This is a genomic window from Amycolatopsis sp. NPDC004378 (genome assembly GCF_053602455.1).
Window position 1 is genome coordinate 108,717 of record NZ_JBSGDR010000005.1, and the last position, 19,150, is coordinate 127,866.

Annotated in this window: 20 protein-coding genes; 10 read left to right on the plus strand and 10 right to left on the minus strand. The window is 73.1% G+C overall.

Annotated features, from left to right (window positions below):
* The first annotated feature begins 14 nt into the window (after positions 1–14).
* Both ACWEN0_RS18085 and ACWEN0_RS18090 read left to right on the plus strand, forming a co-directional pair.
* A complete protein-coding gene (locus ACWEN0_RS18085; RefSeq protein WP_451974505.1) occupies positions 15–815 on the plus strand; it encodes an L-histidine N(alpha)-methyltransferase in 801 nt (266 codons plus the stop codon).
* Positions 812–1,048 (plus strand): hypothetical protein, encoded by a 237-nt coding sequence (locus tag ACWEN0_RS18090; RefSeq protein WP_451974507.1) that lies wholly within the window; start codon positions 812–814, stop codon positions 1,046–1,048. Before ACWEN0_RS18085 ends, ACWEN0_RS18090 begins: the two co-directional genes overlap by 4 nt.
* Here ACWEN0_RS18090 and ACWEN0_RS18095 read toward each other — a convergent pair.
* From ACWEN0_RS18095 to ACWEN0_RS18105, 3 genes are all read right to left on the minus strand, one after another.
* Entirely contained in the window at positions 973–4,209 is a 3,237-nt protein-coding gene (locus ACWEN0_RS18095) for a tetratricopeptide repeat protein (RefSeq protein WP_451974509.1), read from the minus strand. The genes ACWEN0_RS18090 and ACWEN0_RS18095 overlap by 76 nt on opposite strands.
* Before the next feature lie 237 nt (positions 4,210–4,446).
* Complete coding sequence (locus ACWEN0_RS18100; protein WP_451974511.1) at positions 4,447–5,175, minus strand: alpha/beta fold hydrolase; 729 nt, start codon at positions 5,173–5,175, stop codon at positions 4,447–4,449.
* A 32-nt stretch (positions 5,176–5,207) separates the two neighbouring features.
* The gene (locus ACWEN0_RS18105; protein WP_451974513.1) at positions 5,208–5,816 is read right to left on the minus strand and encodes a TetR/AcrR family transcriptional regulator; all 609 of its coding nucleotides are present in this window, start codon (positions 5,814–5,816) and stop codon (positions 5,208–5,210) included.
* A gap of 49 nt (positions 5,817–5,865) precedes the next feature.
* Here ACWEN0_RS18105 and ACWEN0_RS18110 point away from each other — a divergent pair, with 49 nt between their 5' ends.
* From ACWEN0_RS18110 to ACWEN0_RS18125, 4 genes are all read left to right on the plus strand, one after another.
* Complete coding sequence (locus ACWEN0_RS18110) at positions 5,866–7,323, plus strand: MFS transporter (protein WP_451974515.1); 1,458 nt, start codon at positions 5,866–5,868, stop codon at positions 7,321–7,323.
* Positions 7,324–7,332: 9 nt separating this feature from the next.
* Entirely contained in the window at positions 7,333–8,595 is a 1,263-nt protein-coding gene (locus ACWEN0_RS18115) for a cytochrome P450 (RefSeq protein WP_451974517.1), read from the plus strand.
* Positions 8,595–9,482, plus strand: coding sequence for a LysR family transcriptional regulator (locus tag ACWEN0_RS18120; protein WP_451974519.1), 888 nt, complete (start codon positions 8,595–8,597; stop codon positions 9,480–9,482). The genes ACWEN0_RS18115 and ACWEN0_RS18120 overlap by 1 nt, the downstream gene beginning before the upstream one ends.
* 96 nt (positions 9,483–9,578) lie before the next feature.
* On the plus strand, positions 9,579–10,325 hold the full coding sequence (locus tag ACWEN0_RS18125; RefSeq protein ID WP_451974521.1) for an SDR family NAD(P)-dependent oxidoreductase: 747 nt from the start codon (positions 9,579–9,581) through the stop codon (positions 10,323–10,325).
* A gap of 17 nt (positions 10,326–10,342) precedes the next feature.
* On the opposite strand, the gene ACWEN0_RS18130 is transcribed toward ACWEN0_RS18125, so the two are convergent.
* Both ACWEN0_RS18130 and ACWEN0_RS18135 read right to left on the minus strand, forming a co-directional pair.
* Entirely contained in the window at positions 10,343–11,149 is an 807-nt protein-coding gene (locus ACWEN0_RS18130) for a carbon-nitrogen hydrolase family protein (RefSeq protein ID WP_451974523.1), read from the minus strand.
* Positions 11,146–11,940, minus strand: a complete 795-nt coding sequence (locus ACWEN0_RS18135) for a DUF1295 domain-containing protein (protein ID WP_451974525.1) — start codon at positions 11,938–11,940, stop codon at positions 11,146–11,148. The genes ACWEN0_RS18130 and ACWEN0_RS18135 overlap by 4 nt, the downstream gene beginning before the upstream one ends.
* Before the next feature lie 30 nt (positions 11,941–11,970).
* Between ACWEN0_RS18135 and ACWEN0_RS18140 the strand changes: the two genes are divergently transcribed.
* Together ACWEN0_RS18140 and ACWEN0_RS18145 are read left to right on the plus strand one after the other, a co-directional pair.
* The gene (locus ACWEN0_RS18140; protein ID WP_451974527.1) at positions 11,971–12,462 is read left to right on the plus strand and encodes an EXPERA domain-containing protein; all 492 of its coding nucleotides are present in this window, start codon (positions 11,971–11,973) and stop codon (positions 12,460–12,462) included.
* Between the two features lie 11 nt (positions 12,463–12,473).
* Complete coding sequence (locus ACWEN0_RS18145) at positions 12,474–13,685, plus strand: threonine synthase (protein ID WP_451974529.1); 1,212 nt, start codon at positions 12,474–12,476, stop codon at positions 13,683–13,685.
* Here the strand turns inward: ACWEN0_RS18145 and ACWEN0_RS18150 are convergent.
* Positions 13,682–14,035, minus strand: coding sequence for an arsenate reductase family protein (locus ACWEN0_RS18150; protein ID WP_451974531.1), 354 nt, complete (start codon positions 14,033–14,035; stop codon positions 13,682–13,684). The two genes, ACWEN0_RS18145 and ACWEN0_RS18150, sit on opposite strands and share 4 nt — an antisense overlap.
* A 53-nt stretch (positions 14,036–14,088) precedes the next feature.
* Here ACWEN0_RS18150 and ACWEN0_RS18155 point away from each other — a divergent pair, with 53 nt between their 5' ends.
* Positions 14,089–14,682 (plus strand): TetR/AcrR family transcriptional regulator, encoded by a 594-nt coding sequence (locus tag ACWEN0_RS18155; protein WP_451974533.1) that lies wholly within the window; start codon positions 14,089–14,091, stop codon positions 14,680–14,682.
* Positions 14,679–15,293 (plus strand): enoyl-CoA hydratase/isomerase family protein, encoded by a 615-nt coding sequence (locus tag ACWEN0_RS18160; RefSeq protein WP_451974535.1) that lies wholly within the window; start codon positions 14,679–14,681, stop codon positions 15,291–15,293. The genes ACWEN0_RS18155 and ACWEN0_RS18160 overlap by 4 nt, the downstream gene beginning before the upstream one ends.
* A gap of 344 nt (positions 15,294–15,637) precedes the next feature.
* Here ACWEN0_RS18160 and ACWEN0_RS18165 read toward each other — a convergent pair whose 3' ends face one another.
* From ACWEN0_RS18165 to ACWEN0_RS18180, 4 genes are all read right to left on the minus strand, one after another.
* The gene (locus ACWEN0_RS18165; protein WP_451974537.1) at positions 15,638–16,846 is read right to left on the minus strand and encodes an RNA polymerase sigma factor; all 1,209 of its coding nucleotides are present in this window, start codon (positions 16,844–16,846) and stop codon (positions 15,638–15,640) included.
* Positions 16,847–16,926: 80 nt separating this feature from the next.
* Positions 16,927–17,277, minus strand: a complete 351-nt coding sequence (locus tag ACWEN0_RS18170) for a YciI family protein (RefSeq protein ID WP_451974539.1) — start codon at positions 17,275–17,277, stop codon at positions 16,927–16,929.
* 133 nt (positions 17,278–17,410) lie between these two features.
* Complete coding sequence (locus ACWEN0_RS18175) at positions 17,411–18,283, minus strand: M48 family metalloprotease (RefSeq protein WP_451974541.1); 873 nt, start codon at positions 18,281–18,283, stop codon at positions 17,411–17,413.
* Between the two features lie 4 nt (positions 18,284–18,287).
* Positions 18,288–19,112 carry an NAD(P)H-binding protein gene (locus ACWEN0_RS18180; RefSeq protein WP_451974543.1) on the minus strand — a complete coding sequence of 275 codons (825 nt, stop codon included), beginning with the start codon at positions 19,110–19,112 and terminating at the stop codon, positions 18,288–18,290.
* Positions 19,113–19,150 lie beyond the last annotated feature (38 nt).

Genomic DNA, 19,150 nt, shown 5'->3' on the forward strand with positions numbered 1-19,150 from the left:
AGCACGCTGGGTCCATGGACACCACCTACGTGCACGGGTACACCGCCCCCGAGGCGCGCCGGCTCGGCGACCAGGCCGACGCCCTCGCCGAGCTGTTGCACGACGGAACCGCCTACCCCGCCGGCAGCCGCGTGCTGGAGGTCGGCTGCGGCGTCGGCGCCCAGACCGGCCACCTCGTGGCCCGCAGCCCGGACGCGCACCTCACCGCGGTCGACATCTCCGCGGACTCCCTCAGCCAGGCAAGAGCCCGGATCAGCGCACCCGTCGAATGGCGGAGAGCCGACCTGTTCGCCCTCGACGGCGAGTACGACCACCTCTTCGTCTGCTTCGTGCTCGAACACCTGCCGGAGCCGGAGAAAGCGTTGACGCACTTGAAAACCCTGCTCCGGCCGGGCGGCACGATCACCGTCATCGAGGGCGACCACGGCTCGGCGTTCTTCCACCCGCGCAGCGACCACGCGCAAGCCGCGATCGACTGCCTGATCCGGCTGCAGGCCGGCGCCGGCGGCGACGGGCTCATCGGACGACGGCTGTACCCCCTGCTCGCCGAAGCCGGTTTCGACGACGTGAAAGTCGAGCCGAGGACCGTCTACGCCGACGCGACGAAACCCGATCTCGTCACCGGGTTCACCCGCGAAACCTTCACCGCGATGGTCGAAGGCATCGGCGAAACGGCCGTCGCGCAGAAGCTGACCACCGCACGGGAATGGGCCCGCGGGATCGCCGACCTTTACCGCACCACCAGGGAATACGGCACCTTCCACTACACGTTCTTCAAGGCAACAGCGTCATCCACTCCGGGAGGAGCACCATGATCATCGCCGTTCTCGCCGCCGTTGTGCTGCTCGCCTGGGCGCTCGACCACGCCTACCGCCGCCGTCCGTACCCGCGGAACCGGCTGGCCGGCAGCACCGATGTCTTCGACCGCGACGTCCAGCGCCTCGAAGGCGACCTCGTCGCCGACGAGCGGCACTACCCGGCGGCACGTTCCAAGGCCGCCAAGTGGTCCCGGACCCGGATCGCGCCGGGCACGCACTCCGCGGCGTAGCAGGCCAGCGCGCGTTCCCAGTGTTCGCGCGCGGTCCCCGGCTCACCCAGTCCACTGTGGACTTCGCCGAGCCCGCAGTACGCGCGGCCCTGCTCGGGACGGCAGCCCGTTTCCTTCGCCACGGCCAGTGCTTCGCGGTGGTGGGTGAGCGCGTCCGAGGACGCGCCGCGCGCTGCCGCGAGCGTGCCGAGGCTGTTCAGCACCCGGGACTCCACGCCCCGGTCACCGCATTCGCGGGCCAGGCCCAGTGCCTCTTCGAGGTGCTGGGCCGCTTCGTGCACGCGGCCCTGCGCCAGCCGGACGTCGCCGAGGTGCTTGAGCGCGACGCTGCGGTTGGTCGGGCTTCCGGTCTCCTGCGCGATTTCCAGCGCGCGTTCGAGGTGCGCCGCGGCTTCCGGGTACCGGCCGCGCGCGTGCTCGACGTCGCCGAGGATGCCCAGCGCGTAGCCTTCGCTGACCCGCACGCCCATCGCGTGGAAGTGCTGGAGTCCTTCCGCCAGCGCCGAAGCGGCTTCGTCGTGCCGCCCCAGCGCGGACAGCGAGTCGCCCAGGTTGACCAGCGCGTAGCCCTCGCTGGTGCGGTCGGCCGTGTCCCGGGCCAGCGCCCGCGCATCTTCGAGGTACCCGATCGCTTCGCCGTACCGGCCGATGCCGCGGCAGGAGCAGCCGAGTACGACGAGCACGAGTCCTTCGCTGGTGCGGTCCCCGGTTTTCCGGGCCAGGGACAGGGCTTCCGTCGAGTACGTGATCGCCTCGGCGAACCGGCCCAGCGCCCGGCAGACCAGGCCGAGGGTGTTGAGCACGTGGACTTCGGTGCGCCGGTCGCCGGTTTCGCGGACCAGGACGAGCGCTTCTTCCAGGTACCGCAACGCTTCCCGGGACCGCCCGACGCGCCAGTGGCCCAGCCCGATGAGCGTGAGCGGCTCGGCCTGGGTCCGGTCGCCGGCGTCGTGGGCCAGCGCCGACGCGTGCGTGTGCAGCACCAGGGCTTCTTCGTGGTAGCCGCCGACGTCCAGGTAGTGCCACAGGATCCCGGACAGCAGCCGCAGGTGGTCGGGCCAGCCGTGCCGCGTCGCGTGCGCGGCGACGGCCAGGAGGTTGCGCCGCTCGGCCTCCAGCCACGGCTGCGCGTCGATCACCTTGACGTCCGGGTCCGGCACCTGCGGGCGCAGGTGCCGTTCCTGCGGCAGGACGGCGTCCATCGCCTGCGCGGCCGACCGGACGTAGAAGTCGAACAGCCGCTCCTGCGCGCCACGGCTCTCGACCGCGTCGGCGGCCGCGAGCTCGGCGGCGTAGACGCGCAGCAGGTCGTGCAGCTGGACGCGGTCCTGGCCGGTCTCCTGCGCGAGGTGGGCGCGCACGAGCGAGCCGGTCAGCCGCTCGGCTTCCGGCAGGGGGACGTCGGCGAGCGCGGCGATCGCAGCCGGGGTCAGGTCGCGGCCCGGATGCAGGCCGCAGAGCCGGAACACGCGCGCGGCGCCGGCCGCAAGGTGCCGGTAGGACCACGAGAACACGGCGCGGACCGCGGTCAGCGGGTCGCCGCCGCCGTCGAGGAGGTCGAGCCGCCGCCGTTCGTCGGCCAGTTCGGCGGTGAGCGCCGTGAGCCGCTCCCCCGGCCGGCTCAGCGCCAGCTCCGCCACCAGGCGCAACGCCAGCGGCAGCCTCGCCGAGTAGCGGATCAGGGCGCCGGTGGCCTCGGGTTCGTCGTCGACGCGCCGGCCGAGCAGCGTCCGCAGCAGGTCGCGGGCCTCTTCCTCGGTGAGCAGGTCGACGACGACGCGGCGCGCGCCGTGCCGGGCGACCAGTCCCGGCAGCGCGTCGCGGCTGGTCACCAGCACCAGGCACGACGGGGAGCCGGGCAGCAGCGGGCGGACCTGCCCGACCGAGCCGGCGTTGTCGAGCAGCAGCACCATCCGGCGGCCGGCGAGCACCGTGCGGAACTTCGCGGCGCGCTCGTCGGGCTCGGCGGGGATGTCCGCGCCGTCGACGCCGAGGGCGCGCAGGAACCCGGACAGCGCGTCGCCGGGCTCGACCGGCCGGACCGTGCCGTAGCCGTGCAGGTCGAGGTAGAGCTGGCCGTCGGGGAACTCGTCACGCGAGCGCTGGGCCCAGTGCACGGCGAGGGCGGTCTTGCCGACCCCGCCGGTCCCGGTCAGGACGGCGATGCGCGCGCCGGTGCCGTCGCCCTTCCGGAGGCCGTCCAGCTCGGCCAGCTGGGCCGTGCGGCCGCGGAAGCCGGCGACGTCCGCGGGCAGCTGTGCGGGGACGCGCGCCGGCGGCTCGGGCCCCGCGAAGTCCTGCCGCAGCACCTGGCTCTGGGCCGCGCGCAGCTCGGGACCGGGCTCGATGCCGAGTTCGCCGTCGAGGCGGTTCCGGATCTCCTCGAACACGGCCAGGGCGGCGGCCTGCCGCCCGGACGCGGCGAGCACCAGCATCAGCCGGGCGTGCGCGGACTCGTTCAGCGGCTCCTCGGCGGTCAGCACCCGCAGCTGCACGGCGGCGTCCTCGGGGTCCGCGACCTCCGCGTAGGCCATCACGGCCTTGGCGCGCCGCATCCCGAGCGCCAGCCGGGCGGGGTGCTGGCGCAGCCGCCCGACGTCGGCGAGTGCCGGGCCGCGCCAGAGTTCGAGGGCCGCGCGGTGGTCGTCACGCGCCAGCAGGGCCTCGAACCGCAGCAGGTCCAGCTCTTCCGGGCCCGCGGAGAGCCGGTAGCCGCCCTTGTCGGTGGTGATGAGGTCGGCGGGCCGCAGCGCCCGCCGCAGCCGCGCGACATAGGTGTGGACCAGCTCCAGGCACGACGGCGGCGGCTCGTCCCAGATGACGTCGACGAGGTCCTCGCGCCGCACGGTCCGGTTCGGCTGCAGGGCCAGCATCGCCAGCAGCAGGCGCTGCTTCTCGGCGCCGATCTCGACCGGGGAATCCCCGCGCAGCACGGTGAGCGGCCCGAGCACGCCGATCCGCACCGGTTCGGGCGGGGCTTCGGCAAGCGCTTCCCGCAGGCGGCGTTCCGTCTCCGGCCGGGGCCGCCGGACGCTGCCGCGCTCGGCGTTGCGCACCGCCCGCAGGCTCAGCCCGGCGCGCTCGGCCAGCTGGGCCTGGGTGAGGCCGGCGAGCACGCGGCGTTCGCGCAGCCATCCGGCGAACGACAGGCCTTCGTCCACAGATCCTCTCCCCGGGTGCCCGCAGCGGAACGTACCCCTCCAGCATCACGATCGTGCCGCTTTCCCTGTACCACCGAACGGCGAAGATAACCGTTTCCGCAGGTACTGATCGTGACGACGGCCGGGCGGGCGGGTACAGGCGTTCGTCCACCGCGACTTCTTAGGCTTTTCGCGTCCGGTGGTGGCGAGGGGTTCGGAGCAGCCGTCGAGTGGGGTACGACGGCTGCACCCGAGCCTTCAGACGCCGAAGCGCTCCAACAGGGCGCGGACGGCGGCTGGGTCCTCGACATGGGCGTTGTGTCCGAGACCGGCGAGGACGACCGCGTCCGGGTCCAGCGCGCGTAGCTGTTCCGGGCGGCACATCGGGTCGTTCTCGCCCGCCGCCAGCACAACCGGGCACCGCGCCGCGGCGAGCAGCGCCGGCATGTCCGGTGCGCCGACGCCGAACGCGGCCGGGTCCATCGCGAGGCGCCAACCTCCCTCGGTCTCGCGAAGCCCGGCCGGGTCCGCGGGCGCGATCCCGAGCAGCCCGGACACCTTGAGGTACGCCTGCTCGGCGTCTTCGCGGGTCTCGAACACCCGCGCCGGGCGAGCCGCGAAGCTCGCCGCGCGCCCCAGGTCGTCCTGGCTCCACTCCACCTTCACGCCGAGCGCGAGCACGCCCGCGACCTCGACGTCGTACTTACCGGACGCCAGTTCCAGCGCCAGCACCCCGCCGAGCGAGTGCCCGGCGACGACCAGCGGGCGGCCGTCCGGCAGGGCCCGCGCGAGGGCCGCGGTGAGCGTCTCGAAGCTGTAGTGCGGCAGTGGCGAGGACGGGCCGTGGCCGGGCAGGTCGGGGACCAGGACGCGCCGGTCGAGCAGCACGGAGAAGTGGGCCCACACGGCGCCGGTCGCGCCCAGGCCGTGCACGAGGAGGACGGCCGGTTCGCCCTGGCCGCCGGTGCGCATGTTCAGCGTGTCCATCCCGGCAGCCTGCCCGAGCGGGCCGCCCGGAGCTAGGGGGCGACGCCGCCGCGGAGGGCGTCGAACAACGCCTCCAGCCGGACGCGCTGGCCGGCGGCCACGTCGTCCGGCGGGTCCCCGGCGATCAGCCGGCGGGCCATCTCCACGAACACCGTGCCGTACCCGGCGACGAAGAAGGCCGCGTACAGGGCCGCGTCGCCGTCGAAGGCCGGGTCGCGGGCCAGTTCCTCAGCGAGGACAGCTTGGAGTTCGGCGCTGATCTCCCGGGCGCGGGAGAGCAGCGCGGGCGAGCCCGCGACGGTCCGGAAGAACGCGGCCGACCCGTCCGCGAGGCCGGAAACCGGGTCGCGCTCGTCGAGGAGACGCAGGGTGGTCGTGCGCAGGGACGCCGTCACGTCGGTGCCGGGCGCCCGGTCGCGCACGGCCGCGCGCAGGACGTCGACGGCGTCGGCCGAGCGGTCCAGGAAGAGGTCTTCCTTGCGCGGGAAGTGCTTGAAGACCGTGACGCTCGAGACACCGGCCTCGCGCCCGACCTCGGCGACCGTCACGTCGTCGAACCCGCGCTCGAGGAACAGCCGGGCCGCGACCCCCGCGATCTTCGCCCGCGTCTGAGGCCCGCCGCGCGCACTGGTCCTGGGCATCCGAGCACCTTCTCTTGTGTCACTAAACTTAGTCCGTTAACGTAGTGGCGTGTCCTCCGAACGCGCCACGGCCATTCTGGCCGCACCCCGCGCCCCGCGATCGCTGCGGGAAGCCTGGGTCGCCCTCGCGGGCCTGTCCGCGGTCTTCCTCTTCGAGATGCTCGACAACTCGATCCTCACCGTCGCGCTGCCGACCATCGGCCGCGACCTGCACGCCTCCACCACCGCCCTGCAGTGGGTGACCGGCGCCTACGCCGTCGTCTTCGGCGGCCTCATGCCGGCCTTCGGTGCGCTGGCCGACCGGTTCGGCCGCCGCCGGATCATGCTCGCCGGGCTGGTCCTGCTCGGCGCGGCGAGCCTCGCCACCGCGTTCGTCACCAGCGCGGAGCAGCTGATCGCGGTCCGGGTCGCGATGGGCGTCGCCGCCGCGATGACCACGCCCGGGTCGATGGCGCTGGCCTTCCGGCTCTTCGACGACGACGGCCTGCGCGTCCGCGCGACGACGATCATCTCGACGGTGGGCCTGGCCGGGCTCGCGGTCGGCCCCACCACCGGCGGCTTCGTGCTCGCGCTCGTGCCGTGGCAGGCCCTGCTGCTGGTGAACGTGCCGATCGCGGCGCTCGCCTTCCTCGGCATCCGCGGCGGCATCGCCGCGGACGACCCCGCGAGCCTGCACCGCGACCCGTTCGACGTCCCCGGAGCCGTGTTCGGCACCGCGACCGTCGTGCTCGCGCTCGTCGCCCCGACGCTGTTCGTCGACGAAGGCGCCGGCTCGTGGGTGCCCTGGGCGGTCACGGCCGCGACCGTCGCGGCGGCCGCCGGCTTCGTCCGGCGCGAACGCTCGGCGCGGCACCCGCTGCTCGACCTGAACCTGGTCGCCCGTCCGCTCGTCTCCAGCGGCCTGGCCTACAAGGCCGCGTCCGGGCTCGCGACGGCTGGGCTCGGCTACCTGGTGACCCTGCAACTGCAGCTCGACTGGGGCTGGCCGCCTGTGCTGGCCGCCCTCGGGATGCTGCCCCAGGTCGTCGTCCTCGTCGCGGGCGGCACGCTCGTCTCGCCGTTCGTGAACCGCGTCGGCCTCGAGCGGGCCGCGTGGCTCAGCGCGTCGGCGGTCGTGGCCGGGCTCGCGGTCTACGCCGTGCTGGGGCGGCTCGGCTACGTGTTCGTCGCGCTCGCGCTCGTGCTCGTCGCCGCCGGGATGCGCGTGGTCGGCGTCGTCGCCGGGGTCAACGTGCTGCGCGGCCTGCCGGAGAACCGCACCACGATCGGCGCGGCGCTCACCGACACCGCGACCGAGGTGACCTCCGGTGCGGGCATCGCCGTCACCGGCACGCTGCTCGCCGCCCTCTTCACCGGCTCCATCGCGACCCCGCACTGGACCGCACACCAGACCGCCCAGTTCCGGGAAGCCGTCACGATCGCGGGGCTCACGCTCACCGTCGTCGCCGCGGCGCTCGTCGCCTGGGGCTTCCTCCGCATGCGGCGCGCGGCCCGCGACAACGGTTAGATTCGGTCCGTGGGGATCACCGATCCGGACACCTACGTACGAGGCGTCCCGTACGACGAGCTGGCGCGGCTGCGGGCCGCGTCGCCGGTGGTGCGCGTCGACGACTTCTGGGCCGTGCTGCGGCACGCCGACGTGCGGCGGGTCCTGCGCGACCCCGGGCTGTTCTCCTCGCAGCTCGGCGGGACGCAGATCCGGGACCCGGCGACGTCCGCGGACCTCGCCTACGTGCGCCGGATGATGCTCAACATGGACCCGCCGGAGCACGGCCGGCTGCGCGGGCTGCTCACGAAGGCGTTCACGCCACGCGCCATCGCGAAGCTGACTTCGCAGATCGAGACGTGGGCGCGGGACCTCGTCGCCGCGGTCGCCGACGACGGCGAGTGCGACTTCGCGAAGGTGGCCGCCGACCTGCCGCTGCTCACGCTGGCCGGGGTGTTCGGCGTGCCGGAGCGGGACCGGCGGCTGATGTACGACTGGAGCAACCGGGTCATCGGCTACCAGGACGCCGAGTACGCGGTCAGCGCGACGGTGTCCGAAGCCGACGTCACCGACCTGGCGCGGGCCGCGCTCGCCGTCCGCCCCTCCCCCGGCCCGGACGGCTCGATGCCGGATCCGCGCACCCGCGCGGGAATGCCCGATCTCTACGCGTACGCGAACGCGTTGGGCGACTACAAGCGCTCGCACCCCGGCGACGACGTGATGAGCAACCTGATGCAGCACGTCGGCGCCGACGGCGGCCGCGTCCCGCTCGCCGAGTTCGAGAACCTCTTCTGGCTGTTTTCCGTGGCGGGCAACGAAACCCTGCGCAACGGCCTGCCCGGCGGGATGCTGGCGCTGCTCTCACACCCCGCGCAGTACCGGCGGTTGCTGGCGGACCGGTCGCTGCTGCCGTCGGCGGTCGAGGAGATGCTCCGCTGGTGGACGCCGGTCATGAACTTCCGGCGGACGGCGACCGCCGACGTCACTCTGTCCGATGTGGACATCCGCGCCGGGGACAAAGTGGTGGTGTGGTTCTCCTCGGCCAACCGCGACCCTGACGTGTTCGACGACCCGGACGCGTTCGACATCTCCCGGACGCCGAACGACCACCTGACCTTCGGCCACGGCCCGCACTTCTGCCTCGGCTCGCACCTGGCCCGCGTCCAGCTGCGGGCGATGTTCGCCGCGGTCCTCGACCTGCTGGGCGAAGTCTCCCTGGCCGGGGACCCGGTGCGACTGCGCTCGACCTTCCAGAACGGCCTGAAGTCGCTGCCGATCCGCTGGTCCCGCTGATGGAGATCCGCGAACTGCGGGCGTTCGTCGCCGTCGTCGAGGCGGGCGCGATGTCGAAGGCGGCGCGCCAGCTGCACGTCAGCCAGCCGGCGCTGTCCCAGACGATCACCGCGCTGGAACGGCGGCTGGGTGTCCAGCTGCTGGTGCGCACCAGTACCGGTGTCCAGGCCACGGACGCCGGGACGACGTTGCTCGGCGAGGCCCGCGCGGTTCTGGCCCGGCACGACCAGGCCGTGGCCACGATGGGCCGGCACACCGCGACCGGCGTGCTGCGCGTCGGCGTTCCCCTCGAGCTGCCGCCGGACCTGCTGCCGTCGGCGCTCGCGCGGCTGGCGGAGGCCTACCCGGACACGCGGGTGCAGGCACGGCACCTGTCGTCAGTGGCGCAGGTGGCGGCGTTGCGGGCGGACGAGCTGGACGTCGGGCTGGTCCGCGAACGCCCGCCCGGGCCCGACCTCGACGCGGCGCTCGTCGTCACCGAGGACGTGGGCGTCCTGCTGGCGACGGACGTCGCGGAGAAGCTGGGCTCGCCCGTCCGGCTGGAAGACCTCGCGGGGCTGGAGTGGTTCGCCTTCCCGCGCGCGGGCAGCCCGGCCTGGTACGACGAGCTGGCGGCGACCCTGCGCAGCCACGGCCTCGACGTCGGCCCGGAAGTGCCCGAGGAGCAGCGGCTGATCGTCGAGCTGAAGATCCCGGCGGTCAGCGCGGGCGGCGCCTACGCCTTCGCCCCGCCCGAGTGGCCGTACCCGATGCCGGACACCGTGCGGTGGCTGCCGCTGGCGGGAAACCCGATCGTGCGACGGACCTGGGCCGTGTGGCCGGCGACGTCGCATCGGCGGGACGTCGCGGAGTTCGTCGCCGCGCTGGAAGACCATCGGCGGGACTGATCACGGGCATAAGGAAGGCCGAACGCTCGTCCGGAAGTCCTTTTCCGTGGTCGCGCTTGTACCTCGTGACGGACATCGGGAACGAGGAGTTGAGTGATGACTGCAGATCTGTCCGGGTCGACGGCCCTGGTGACCGGCGGGACGAGCGGGATCGGCCGCGCGACGGCGGTCGCGCTGGCCGCGCTCGGCGCGCACGTGGTGGTGTCCGGCCGGGACGCGGCCCGCGGCGCGGAGGTCGTCGCGCGGATCCGGGAATCGGGCGGCAAGGCCGACTTCGTCGCGGCCGACCTGAAGGACGCTTCGTCGGCGCGCGAACTGGCCGCGCGTGCCCGTGAAATCGGCGGGCACGTCGACGTGCTGGTGAACAACGCCGGGATCTTCCCGACCGGGCCCACCGCGGACACGGCCGAGGCCGAGTTCGACCGCGTCTCCACGACGAACGTGAAGGTGCCGTTCTTCCTCGTCGCCGAGCTGGCGCCGGAAATGGCCGCGCGCGGGCACGGCGCCATCGTGAACGTGTCCACGATGGTCGCCGCGCGCGGCATGGCCGGGATGGCGCTCTACGGCTCGTCGAAGGCGGCGGTCGAGCTGCTGACCAAGGCGTGGGCCGCGGAGTACGGGCCGTCCGGCGTCCGGGTCAACGCGGTCAGCCCCGGCCCGACGCGCACCGAAGGCACGGCGGTCTTCGGCGACGGCCTGGACGAGCTGGCGGCCGCCGGCCCGGCGGGCCGCACGGCGGCCCCGGAGGAGATCGCCGCGGCGATCGCGTTCCTCGTGACCGGCGAGTCGAGCTTCGTCCAGGGCGCGATCCTGCCGGTGGACGGCGGGCGGCTGGCGGTGTGAGTCCGGCCGGGACGGCGTCACCGCAGGAAGATGACGCCGTCCCGGGGGCGCTCGTCCACCGTCAGCGAGAAGACGTCCGGGCGCGCGTAGTGACCCGAGACGTCGAGGCTCTTGCGGGCGGTCACGATCTCCTCGAGGTCGATCTCCGCGGTGATCAGGCCTTCGCCGTCCCGCAACGGCCCGGCGAGGACCTCCCCCAGCGGGCCCACGATCACGCTGCCGCCGCGGAACGGGTCTTCTCCCGCAGACTCGTACAGGCACGCCGAAACCACGAAACACCGGCCTTCGTCGGCGATGTGGCGCATCGAGGCCTGCCAGACGTCGCGGTCGTCCGCCGTCGGGGCGCACCAGATCTCCACGCCCTTCGCGTACATCGCCGCGCGCAGCAGGGGCATGTGGTTCTCCCAGCAGATCGCCGCGCCCGCCAGGCCCGCCGCCGTCGGGACGACCGGCAGCGTCGAGCCGTCGCCGCGGCCCCAGACCAGGCGTTCGCGCTCGGTCGGGACCAGCTTGCGGTGCTTGCCGACCAGGCCCAGGTGCGGGTCGAGGAACACCGCCGTGCTGTACAGCGTCGAACCGTCGCGCTCGATGACACCCGCGACCAGGCTCGCGCCGGTGCGGGACGAGAGCGCCGCCAGCTCCTTCACCTCGGGGCCGGGGACGTCCACCGCCGCGCGGAAGTAGCCGGCGAACGGGCCACCTCGCGGGTAGCCGCCGACCACCGCCTCCGGCAGCACCACGAGCGAGGCGCCCCGCAGCTGCTCTTCGAACGCCAGGATCCGGTCCAGGCCCGCGCCGACCTGGAGCGCCGCGACGACCGTCATCCGCGGACGGACTCGCGCTTGGGCCACCACGGGACCACCGCCGACACCCGGCGCTGGTAGTCCGCGTACTCCGGGTACCGCGACTTCGTGATGCTCTCGGTGAACTTCGTCGAGCCGACGAACAGCAGCGTCAGCAGGACCGCGCCCACGACCGTCCACTGCAGACCGCCCGCGACGACGCCGAACGCCGCGATCGCCCACCACTGTGCCTGCTCGAAGAAGAAGTTCGGGTGCCGCGAGCAGGCGAACAGGCCCGTCTGGCAGAAGCGCGTCGACGCGCGGCCCGCGTGCTTCTCGCGGTGGAAGACCCACTGCTGCTGGTCCGCGGTCGTCTCGCCGACCAGGAAGGCGGCGAAGATCACCGCGACCACGACGTCCGCGACGCCGAACGAGCCCTGGTGCTGCAACGCCGTCAGGGCGGGCAGTGTGATCAGCAGCAGGATCGCGTTCTGGTACAGGGAGATGAAGAAGAAGTTGAACACCTGGAACTGCCACGGCGCCATCCGCTCGCGCAGCACCGCCCACCGGTAGTCCTCGCCGCCGCGGGCGTAACCACCCTTCCGGGCGAAGTTGAACGTCAGCCGGATCCCCCACAGGGCCACCAGCGCGAACATCACGTCCAGCCGCGCGTCGGCGAACCCGGCGGCGCCCGCGAAGATCGCCAGGTAGACCACCGGGACGATCGACCAGATCCGGTCCACCCAGGAGTACTCCCTGGTCAGCACCGACACCAGCCAGGTGCCGAGCGTCACCCCGGCGAAGACGTAGAGGCACACCCGCAGCGCGTCCATCCCCTCACAATAGGACCTAGGATCGGCCGCATGAACCTGCCGCTGCGGGACCGCAAGATCGACGTCTTCTTCGCGGTGCTGTTCTCGGCCTTCACGGTGACGTCGCTGATCAGCGACCTGCTGCCGACCGTCGGCGTCGACTTCTCGCAGCCGTCGAGCAACTTCTTCGTCAACTCGAACTATTGGTACGCCCACGACGCCGACGTCCTGTTCATGCACCCGCCGGACTGGATGCGGATCGTCACCGGGCTCTCGGCGTTCGTCTACATGCCGTTCTACGTCGTGCTGGTGTTCGCGTTGCTGACCGGCCGGAACTGGATCCAGCTGCCGGCGGTGATCTACGCGACGATGATCGTCACGCTGACCGGGATCGTCGTGTTCGGCGTCGAGTTCTTCGGCGACCCGGCCTTCCGGACCGGCAACCCGGCGAAGTTCCTGGCGTTCAACCTGCCCTACGTCCTGGTGCCGCTCCTGCTGCTGGTCCGGATGCGCAAGCCACTCCCGTTCACCCGCCCGTTCTGACCGGAGGCGCCGTGCCGTACTCGTTCCTCAGCCACCTCGAATGCTCCCGGACCGGCGAGCGCCTCGACGCCGACGCGGTGCAGGGCCTGTCGCCCTCCGGCGCGCCGTTGCTCGCGCGCTACGACCTCGACGGCGTCCGCGAAGCCGTGACGCCGAAGGAGATCGCCGGGCGCGAACCGACGCTGTGGCGCTACCACGAGGTGCTGCCGGTGCGGTCGGCCGAGCACGTGGTGAGCCTGGGCGAGGGCATGACACCGTTGCTGCGCCTGCCGCGCTACGGCCGTGAGCTGGGGCTTTCGCGGCTGTGGATGAAGGACGAGGGCCTGGTCCCGACCGGCACGTTCAAGGCGCGGGGTGCCGCGGTCGGCGTCTCGCGGGCGGCCGAGCTGGGCGTGGGCGGCATCGCGATGCCGACGAACGGCAACGCGGGCGCGGCCTGGGCGCTGTACGCGGCGCGCGCGGGCATGTCGAGCCTGGTCGCGATGCCGGACGACGCGCCGGCGATCACCATGCGGGAGTGCGTCGCGGCCGGCGCCGAGCTGTACCGGGTGGACGGTCTCATCGGCGACGCGGGGAAGCTCGTGGCGGACGCGGTTTCGCGTCGCTCCGGTGTGCAGGACGTCTCGACGTTGAAGGAGCCCTACCGCATCGAGGGCAAGAAGACGATGGGGTACGAGATCGCCGAGCAGTTCGGCTGGCGGCTGCCTGACGTCATCCTCTACCCGACCGGCGGCGGGGTCGGGATCATCGGGATCTACAAGGCGCTGCTGGAAATGCTGGCCCTGGGCTGGGTTTCCGGGCCGCTGCCGCGGCTCGTCGCCGTTCAGGCCACCGGGTGCGCGCCGATCGTCACGGCGTTCGCGGCGGGTGCCCGGGAGAGTGTTCTGTTCCCGGACGCCCGGACCGTTGCCTTCGGCATCACGGTGCCCAAGGCCCTCGGTGACTTCCTGGTGCTCGACGCGGTTTACGCCACCGACGGGACCGCTGTTGCCGTCACCGACGAGGAACTGCTTGCGGCGCAACGGGAACTGACCACCTTCGAGGGGACGTTCGTCTGCCCCGAAGGTGGTGCGTGCTTCGCCGCGCTCCGGCACCTGCGCTCGTCCGGGTGGCTTTCCGGCGACGAGGACGTCGTGGTCCTGAACACCGGCGCCGGGATCAAGTACCCGGAGACGGTGGCCCTGGACGTGCCTTTGCTGCCGCGGGACGGCCGCATTCCCTAAAGGACCGAGCGGACCGTTTCGGGGTCGCGGGCTACGACCGTCGTGCCGTCGTCGGCCGTGATGATCGGGCGCTGGATCAGCTTCGGGTGGTTCACCAGCGCTTCGATCCACTTCGGCCGGTCCGCGGGCGTGCGGCCCCACGTCTTGAGGCCGAGTTCCTTCGCGACCGGCTCCGCGGTGCGCGTGATGTCCCACGGCTCGAGGCCGAGCCGCTTCAGGACGGCCTTCAGCTCCTTGACGGTCGGCGGATCGTCGAGGTAGCGGCGGACGGTGTACTGCGCGCCCGCTTCGTCGAGCAGCGACACGGCGGACCGGCACTTCGCGCACGCGGGGTTGACCCAGATCTCCACGGCGGCAGCTTACCGCCCTGGTTTTGGAGCACGTGTTCTGTTACGGTGGCGGCATGCCCCGCCCCCGCGTTCACGACCTCGACGCGCTGCTCGACGTCGCCGAACGGCTCGTCGCGTCGTCGGGAGAGGTCACCGTGCGTGGCCTCGCAGCGGCCGCGGGGGTGCCGAACGGGACGATCTACCACGCGTTCGGGTCGCTGAACGCACTGCTGGCGCAGGTCTGGCTGCGCGCGGCGACGGCGTTCCTCGACCTGCAGACCTCGGTGGTGGACGCCGCGCCTTCGCCGGTGGACGCGGTCGTCGCGGCGGCGGACACGCCCGCGGTGTTCGCCACCCGGCGTCCCGACGGCGCGCGGATGCTGTTGAAGGTCCGCGGCGACCGGCTCTTCGGGCCCGACCTGCCCGACGAGCTGGCGGAGTCCCTGCACGCGCTGGACAAACGCCTGGTGGCGCTGCTCGTGCGGCTGGCACGTCAGGTGTGGGACCGCGGCGACGGCCTGGCCGTCGAGGTGATCACCACCTGCGTCGTCGACCTGCCGACCGCGTTCTTCCGGCGGGATATCACAGACCCCCTGGTGCGGGAAAGGCTGGCCGCCGCCGTGCGGGCCGTGCTGACCGTGCCACCCCGAGAAAAGGACCGACCGTGACCGTTTTGCACTTGGGCGACGACGAAAACCGCTTCTCGCCCGACTGGCTGCAGCGCGTTCATTCCACTTTGGACGAAGTGTCCGACGTGCTGGTGACCACCGGCGGCGGCAAGTTCTACTCGAACGGCCTCGACCTCGAGTGGCTCCTCGCGAACGGCGACAAGGCCTCGGAGTACGTCGCCGAGGTGCAGGAGCTGTTCGCGCGGGTGCTGACGCTGCCGGTCCCGACGGTCGCGGCGATCAACGGCCACGCGTTCGGCGCGGGCGCGATGCTGGCGATGGCGCACGACTTCCGCGTGATGCGGGCGGACCGCGGCTACTTCTGCTTCCCGGAGGCCGACATCAACATCCCGTTCACGCCCGGGATGGCCGCGCTGATCCAGGGCAAGCTGACACCGTCGGCGGCGATCGCGTCGATGACCACCGGCCGCCGCTTCGGGGGCGCGGACGCGCTCGCGTTCGGCCTGGTGGACGAAGTCGTCGCGGAGCCCGATCTGGTGACGGTGGCCGCGGAGCGGGTCGAGGCCTTGGCGGGCAAGGACCGCGGCACGCTGGGCGCGATCAAGGCGACGATGTTCGCTCCGGCGGTCGCGGCTTTGCGTACCGCTTAGCCCTGCGGCCCCGGATGTCTTGCTCGCCGCTTGGCCCTGCGGCCCCCGGAGGCTCTGCGCGCGGCTCAGCCCTGCGGCCCCGGCTTAGCCTGCGCGCGGCTCAGCCTGCCGCCATCGGAGGCCTTGCTCGTCGCCTGGCCCTGCGGCCCCTGGAGGCCCTGCGCGCCGCCTGGCCCTGCGGCCCCGGCTAAGCCTGCGCGGCTCAGCCCTCCCGCCATCGAAGGCCTTGCGCGCGACTTAGCCCTCCGGCCCCCGGCATCCAGTTTACCGGCGGCCACCGACACTTCCGGGCCTACGCACGCCGCCCGGGCCCACTCCATCCACACCCGCCGTGAGGGTGTCCCTCACGGCTCCCGGCACTCGGTGAGGCGGCGCCGGAGGTGGGCGCGCTCGGGTTCGGTGCGGGCCAGCGTCAGGGCGTCGCGGTAGGCCTGGGCCGCGTCGGTGAGGCGGCCGAGGCGGGCGAGCAAGTCGCCTCGTGCGGCTGGGAACGGGCTGTACTCGCGCAGGCGTGGTTCGTCCGCCAAGGCGTCGAGGAGCACGAGGCCCGCCGATGGGCCGTCGCGCATGGCCACCGCCACCGCCCGGTTCAGCTCCACCACCGGGGACGGCGCCAGGCCGCGCAGGACGTCGTACAACCCGACGATCTGCGGCCAGTCGGTCCGGGACACGTCCGGGGCCTCGTCGTGCAGGGCCGCGATCGCCGCCTGCACGCCGTAGGGGCCCGGTGGGCCGCCGGTCAGCGCCACCGGGACCAGGTCGGTTCCCTCCGCGATGAGCGCCGGGTCCCAGCGGGCGCGGTCCTGGTCGTCGAGCAGGACCAGGTCGCCGTCCGGGCCGGTGCGGGCCTCCCGGCGCGCGTGGATCAGCAGCATCAGCGCCAGCAGGCCCGCGACCTCCCGCTCCGCCGGCAGCAGCCGGCGGAGGATGCGGGCCAGCCGGATCGCCTCCTCCGCCAGGTCGAGCCGCTGCAGGTCCGGGCCCGAACTCGCCGCGTAGCCCTCGGTGAAGATCGAGTAGACGACCTGGAGCACGCCCGGCAGCCGGCCGGGCAGCTCGTCCGCGTCCGGCACCCGGAACGGGAGGCGAGCCGCGCGGATGCGGTTCTTCGCCCGCACGATCCGCTTGCCCATCGTCGCGCTGGGCACCAGGAACGCCCTCGCCACCTCCGGCGTCGTCAGCCCGGCCAGGCACCGCAACGTCAGCGCCGTCCGGTCTTCGGCCGGCAACGCCGGGTGGGCGCAGGTGAAGAACAGCTGCAGGCGCTCGTCCGGCAGACCGCCGTCGGACGCCGGGGCGGGCGCGGCGCGGTCGGCCTCGACCTGCAGCACCGCGACCCGGGCCGCGTAGGCCTGGTCGCGGCGCAGCCGGTCGACCGCCTTGCGCCGCGCCGTCGTCATCAGCCAGGCACCCGGCTTCGGCGGCACGCCTTCGGCGGGCCAGTGCACCAACGCGGCCTCGATCGCCTCGGACGTCACCTCCTCGGCCAGGTCGAGATCGCCGAACCGGCGGACGAGCGCGGCGAGCAACAGCCCGCGCTCCTCCCGGAACACGGCTGCCAGGGTCAGCCGGGGCTCCGCCCCGGGCCGGGGGCTCCGCCCGGAAGCACCGGCCGCGCCGTCCGCCACGGCCGTCAGTCCCCGTAGGAAGCGAGCGGCCGGACGACGATGTGCCCGCCGTCGCGGGCGCCCGGGCAGCGCGCCGCCCAGTCGAGCGCGACGTCGAAGTCCGGCACGTCGACGACGAAGTAGCCGCCGAGCACCTCGCGGGACTCGGCGAACGGCCCGTCGGTGACGATCCGCTCGCCGCGCTCGTCGACGCGAACCGCGGCGGCCGTCGTGAAGTCGGCGAGCGAGTTGCCGCCGACGTGCACGCCGGCGTCCTTCATGGCCTTGTCGAACAGCATCCAGTCCTCCGGCGTGCTGCAGCCGGCAGGCTCGCCGTTCGCGTCGAGCGAGGCGTTGATCAGCATCAGGTACTTCACGGGATCCTCCTGTGGCTCGGTTGCCGTACGCGGTGACTACGAACGGCCGACGCCGCCTTGGACACCCCTCGACCAAGATTTTCCCACGTCGGGAACCCGGCAAAACCGACCCGCGTTGCGCACGTGCTCGGGATCATCCCCGGAAGCCGCGGTCCTTCAGCTTCTTGATCCGGTCGATGTGCGCCGGGTGCCCGGCCAGCAGCCGCGCCCACAGCCGCCGCTCGTCGCCGCCGGTCACCCGGATCCACTCGCGGAACAGCCCGATCAGCGCGGGCCCGTAGCCCAGCCGCGCCGCCATCAGGTCGGCCCGGTACTCGCCGAGCCGTTTTGACCAGGCGAGGAGCGGGCCGAGCAGCGGCGTCAGCAGCAGCCACGGGTCGAGGAAGGCGAGCGCGGTGAGGATGCCCAGTGCCAGCAGCACGGTCACGAGCACGGCCACCGACCGCCCGAACGCGGCGAACGCGCGCCCGACGTAGGGCACGGCCAGCGCGAGCAGCCGGACCAGGCGGGCCAGGACCCGGGCCGGCAGCTCCAGCCACCAGAGGAACAGGGAGACGCGGGTGTGCCCGGAAAGGTGGTGGCCGAGCTCGTGGGCGAGGATCGCCTCCAGGCCGGGGCGCGGGAGTTCGAGGGCCAGCCGCGTCACGGCGACGGTCCGGCCGCCTGCGGCGAAGGCGTTCAGCTCCCGCGAACGCTCGACCCACAGCCGGTACCGGCCGCTGTCCACCCCGGCGGCGGTGCAGACGGCCGCCCAGCACGGCGTCAGGCGCGTCAGCTCCCCCGCGGTCGGTGAGCGCAGGCCGAACAGCAGCGGCAGCAGGAGGTGCTCGAACGCGGGCACGAACGTGATCCCGCCCGCCACCACCCAGCCCGCGGGGATCACCCAGAAGTACGGCGGCCACGCGAGCTTCCCGACGAGGGCGAGCACGAGCAGCCCACTGGCGACGACCGGCACCGACAACACGACGGCGAGCACGGCGGAGAGGTCGGGACGGGAGGCCTTCACCGGGTCAGCGGAAAGCGGCCGCGTGCGCGTGCGCCCAGTCGGCGAACGTGCGGGCGGGCCGTCCGGTCACTTCGGCCACCGTCGGGTACACCGTTGCCTCGTCGAGGGTCCCGGCGACGTAGAAGTCCCAGAACGCGTCGACGTACTCGCGGGGCATGCTCGCCTCCAGTTCCGCGCGCGTCTCCTCGTCGGACAGGCCCACGAACTCCAGGTCCCGGCCGAGCACCTCCGCCAGCACGGCGACCTGCTCGGCGGGCCGCATGGCCACCGGTCCGGTCAGGTCGTACGCCCGGCCCTCGTGTCCGCCCGCGAGGGCTTTCGCCGCCACCGCGGCGATGTCGGCCGGGTCGACGCTCGCCGCGGCGACGTGCGGGAACTGCGCGCGGACCGTGTCGCCTTCGCGCAGCTGCGGCAGCCAGCGCAGCGCGTTCGCCATGAACGCGCGCGGCCGCAGGAACGTCCAGTCCAGGCCCGACGCCCGGACCGCGCGTTCGGCGAGCGTCATGTACGCCGAGACCGCGTTGTCCAGGTTCTCGAGCGCGGCCGACCCGCCGGACAGCAGGACGATCCGGCGGACGCCCGCGTCCCGCGCCCGCGCGAGCATGCCGGGCATGTCCTGGTAGCCGGCCAGCAGGAAGATCCCGTCGACGCCCTTCAGCGCGCCGTCGAGACTTCCGTGGTCGTTGAGATCGCCGACGACGGCTTCGGCGCCCGGCGGCAGGGCGGCGTCCGGCCGGCGCACCAGCGCCCGGACCGGCTCACCCGCCTTCGCCAGTGCCGCAACCACTTCCGCGCCGACGTTGCCGGTGGCGCCGGTGACGAGGAACATCGCTCCACCCCCAGTGAACGGTTCCGCGCCAGCCTAGC

Excerpts from the sequence above, each read along its gene's own strand:
- ACWEN0_RS18085 (WP_451974505.1), top strand. The coding sequence starts at position 15 with ATGGACACCACCTACGTGCACGGGTACACCGCCCCCGAGGCGCGCCGG.
- ACWEN0_RS18090 (WP_451974507.1), top strand. The coding sequence starts at position 812 with ATGATCATCGCCGTTCTCGCCGCCGTTGTGCTGCTCGCCTGGGCGCTC.
- ACWEN0_RS18100 (WP_451974511.1), bottom strand. The coding sequence starts at position 5,175 with ATGGACACGCTGAACATGCGCACCGGCGGCCAGGGCGAACCGGCCGTC.
- ACWEN0_RS18105 (WP_451974513.1), bottom strand. The coding sequence starts at position 5,816 with ATGCCCAGGACCAGTGCGCGCGGCGGGCCTCAGACGCGGGCGAAGATC.
- ACWEN0_RS18120 (WP_451974519.1), top strand. The coding sequence starts at position 8,595 with ATGGAGATCCGCGAACTGCGGGCGTTCGTCGCCGTCGTCGAGGCGGGC.
- ACWEN0_RS18125 (WP_451974521.1), top strand. The coding sequence starts at position 9,579 with ATGACTGCAGATCTGTCCGGGTCGACGGCCCTGGTGACCGGCGGGACG.
- ACWEN0_RS18130 (WP_451974523.1), bottom strand. The coding sequence starts at position 11,149 with ATGACGGTCGTCGCGGCGCTCCAGGTCGGCGCGGGCCTGGACCGGATC.
- ACWEN0_RS18135 (WP_451974525.1), bottom strand. The coding sequence starts at position 11,940 with ATGGACGCGCTGCGGGTGTGCCTCTACGTCTTCGCCGGGGTGACGCTC.
- ACWEN0_RS18140 (WP_451974527.1), top strand. The coding sequence starts at position 11,971 with ATGAACCTGCCGCTGCGGGACCGCAAGATCGACGTCTTCTTCGCGGTG.
- ACWEN0_RS18155 (WP_451974533.1), top strand. The coding sequence starts at position 14,089 with ATGCCCCGCCCCCGCGTTCACGACCTCGACGCGCTGCTCGACGTCGCC.
- ACWEN0_RS18180 (WP_451974543.1), bottom strand. The coding sequence starts at position 19,112 with ATGTTCCTCGTCACCGGCGCCACCGGCAACGTCGGCGCGGAAGTGGTT.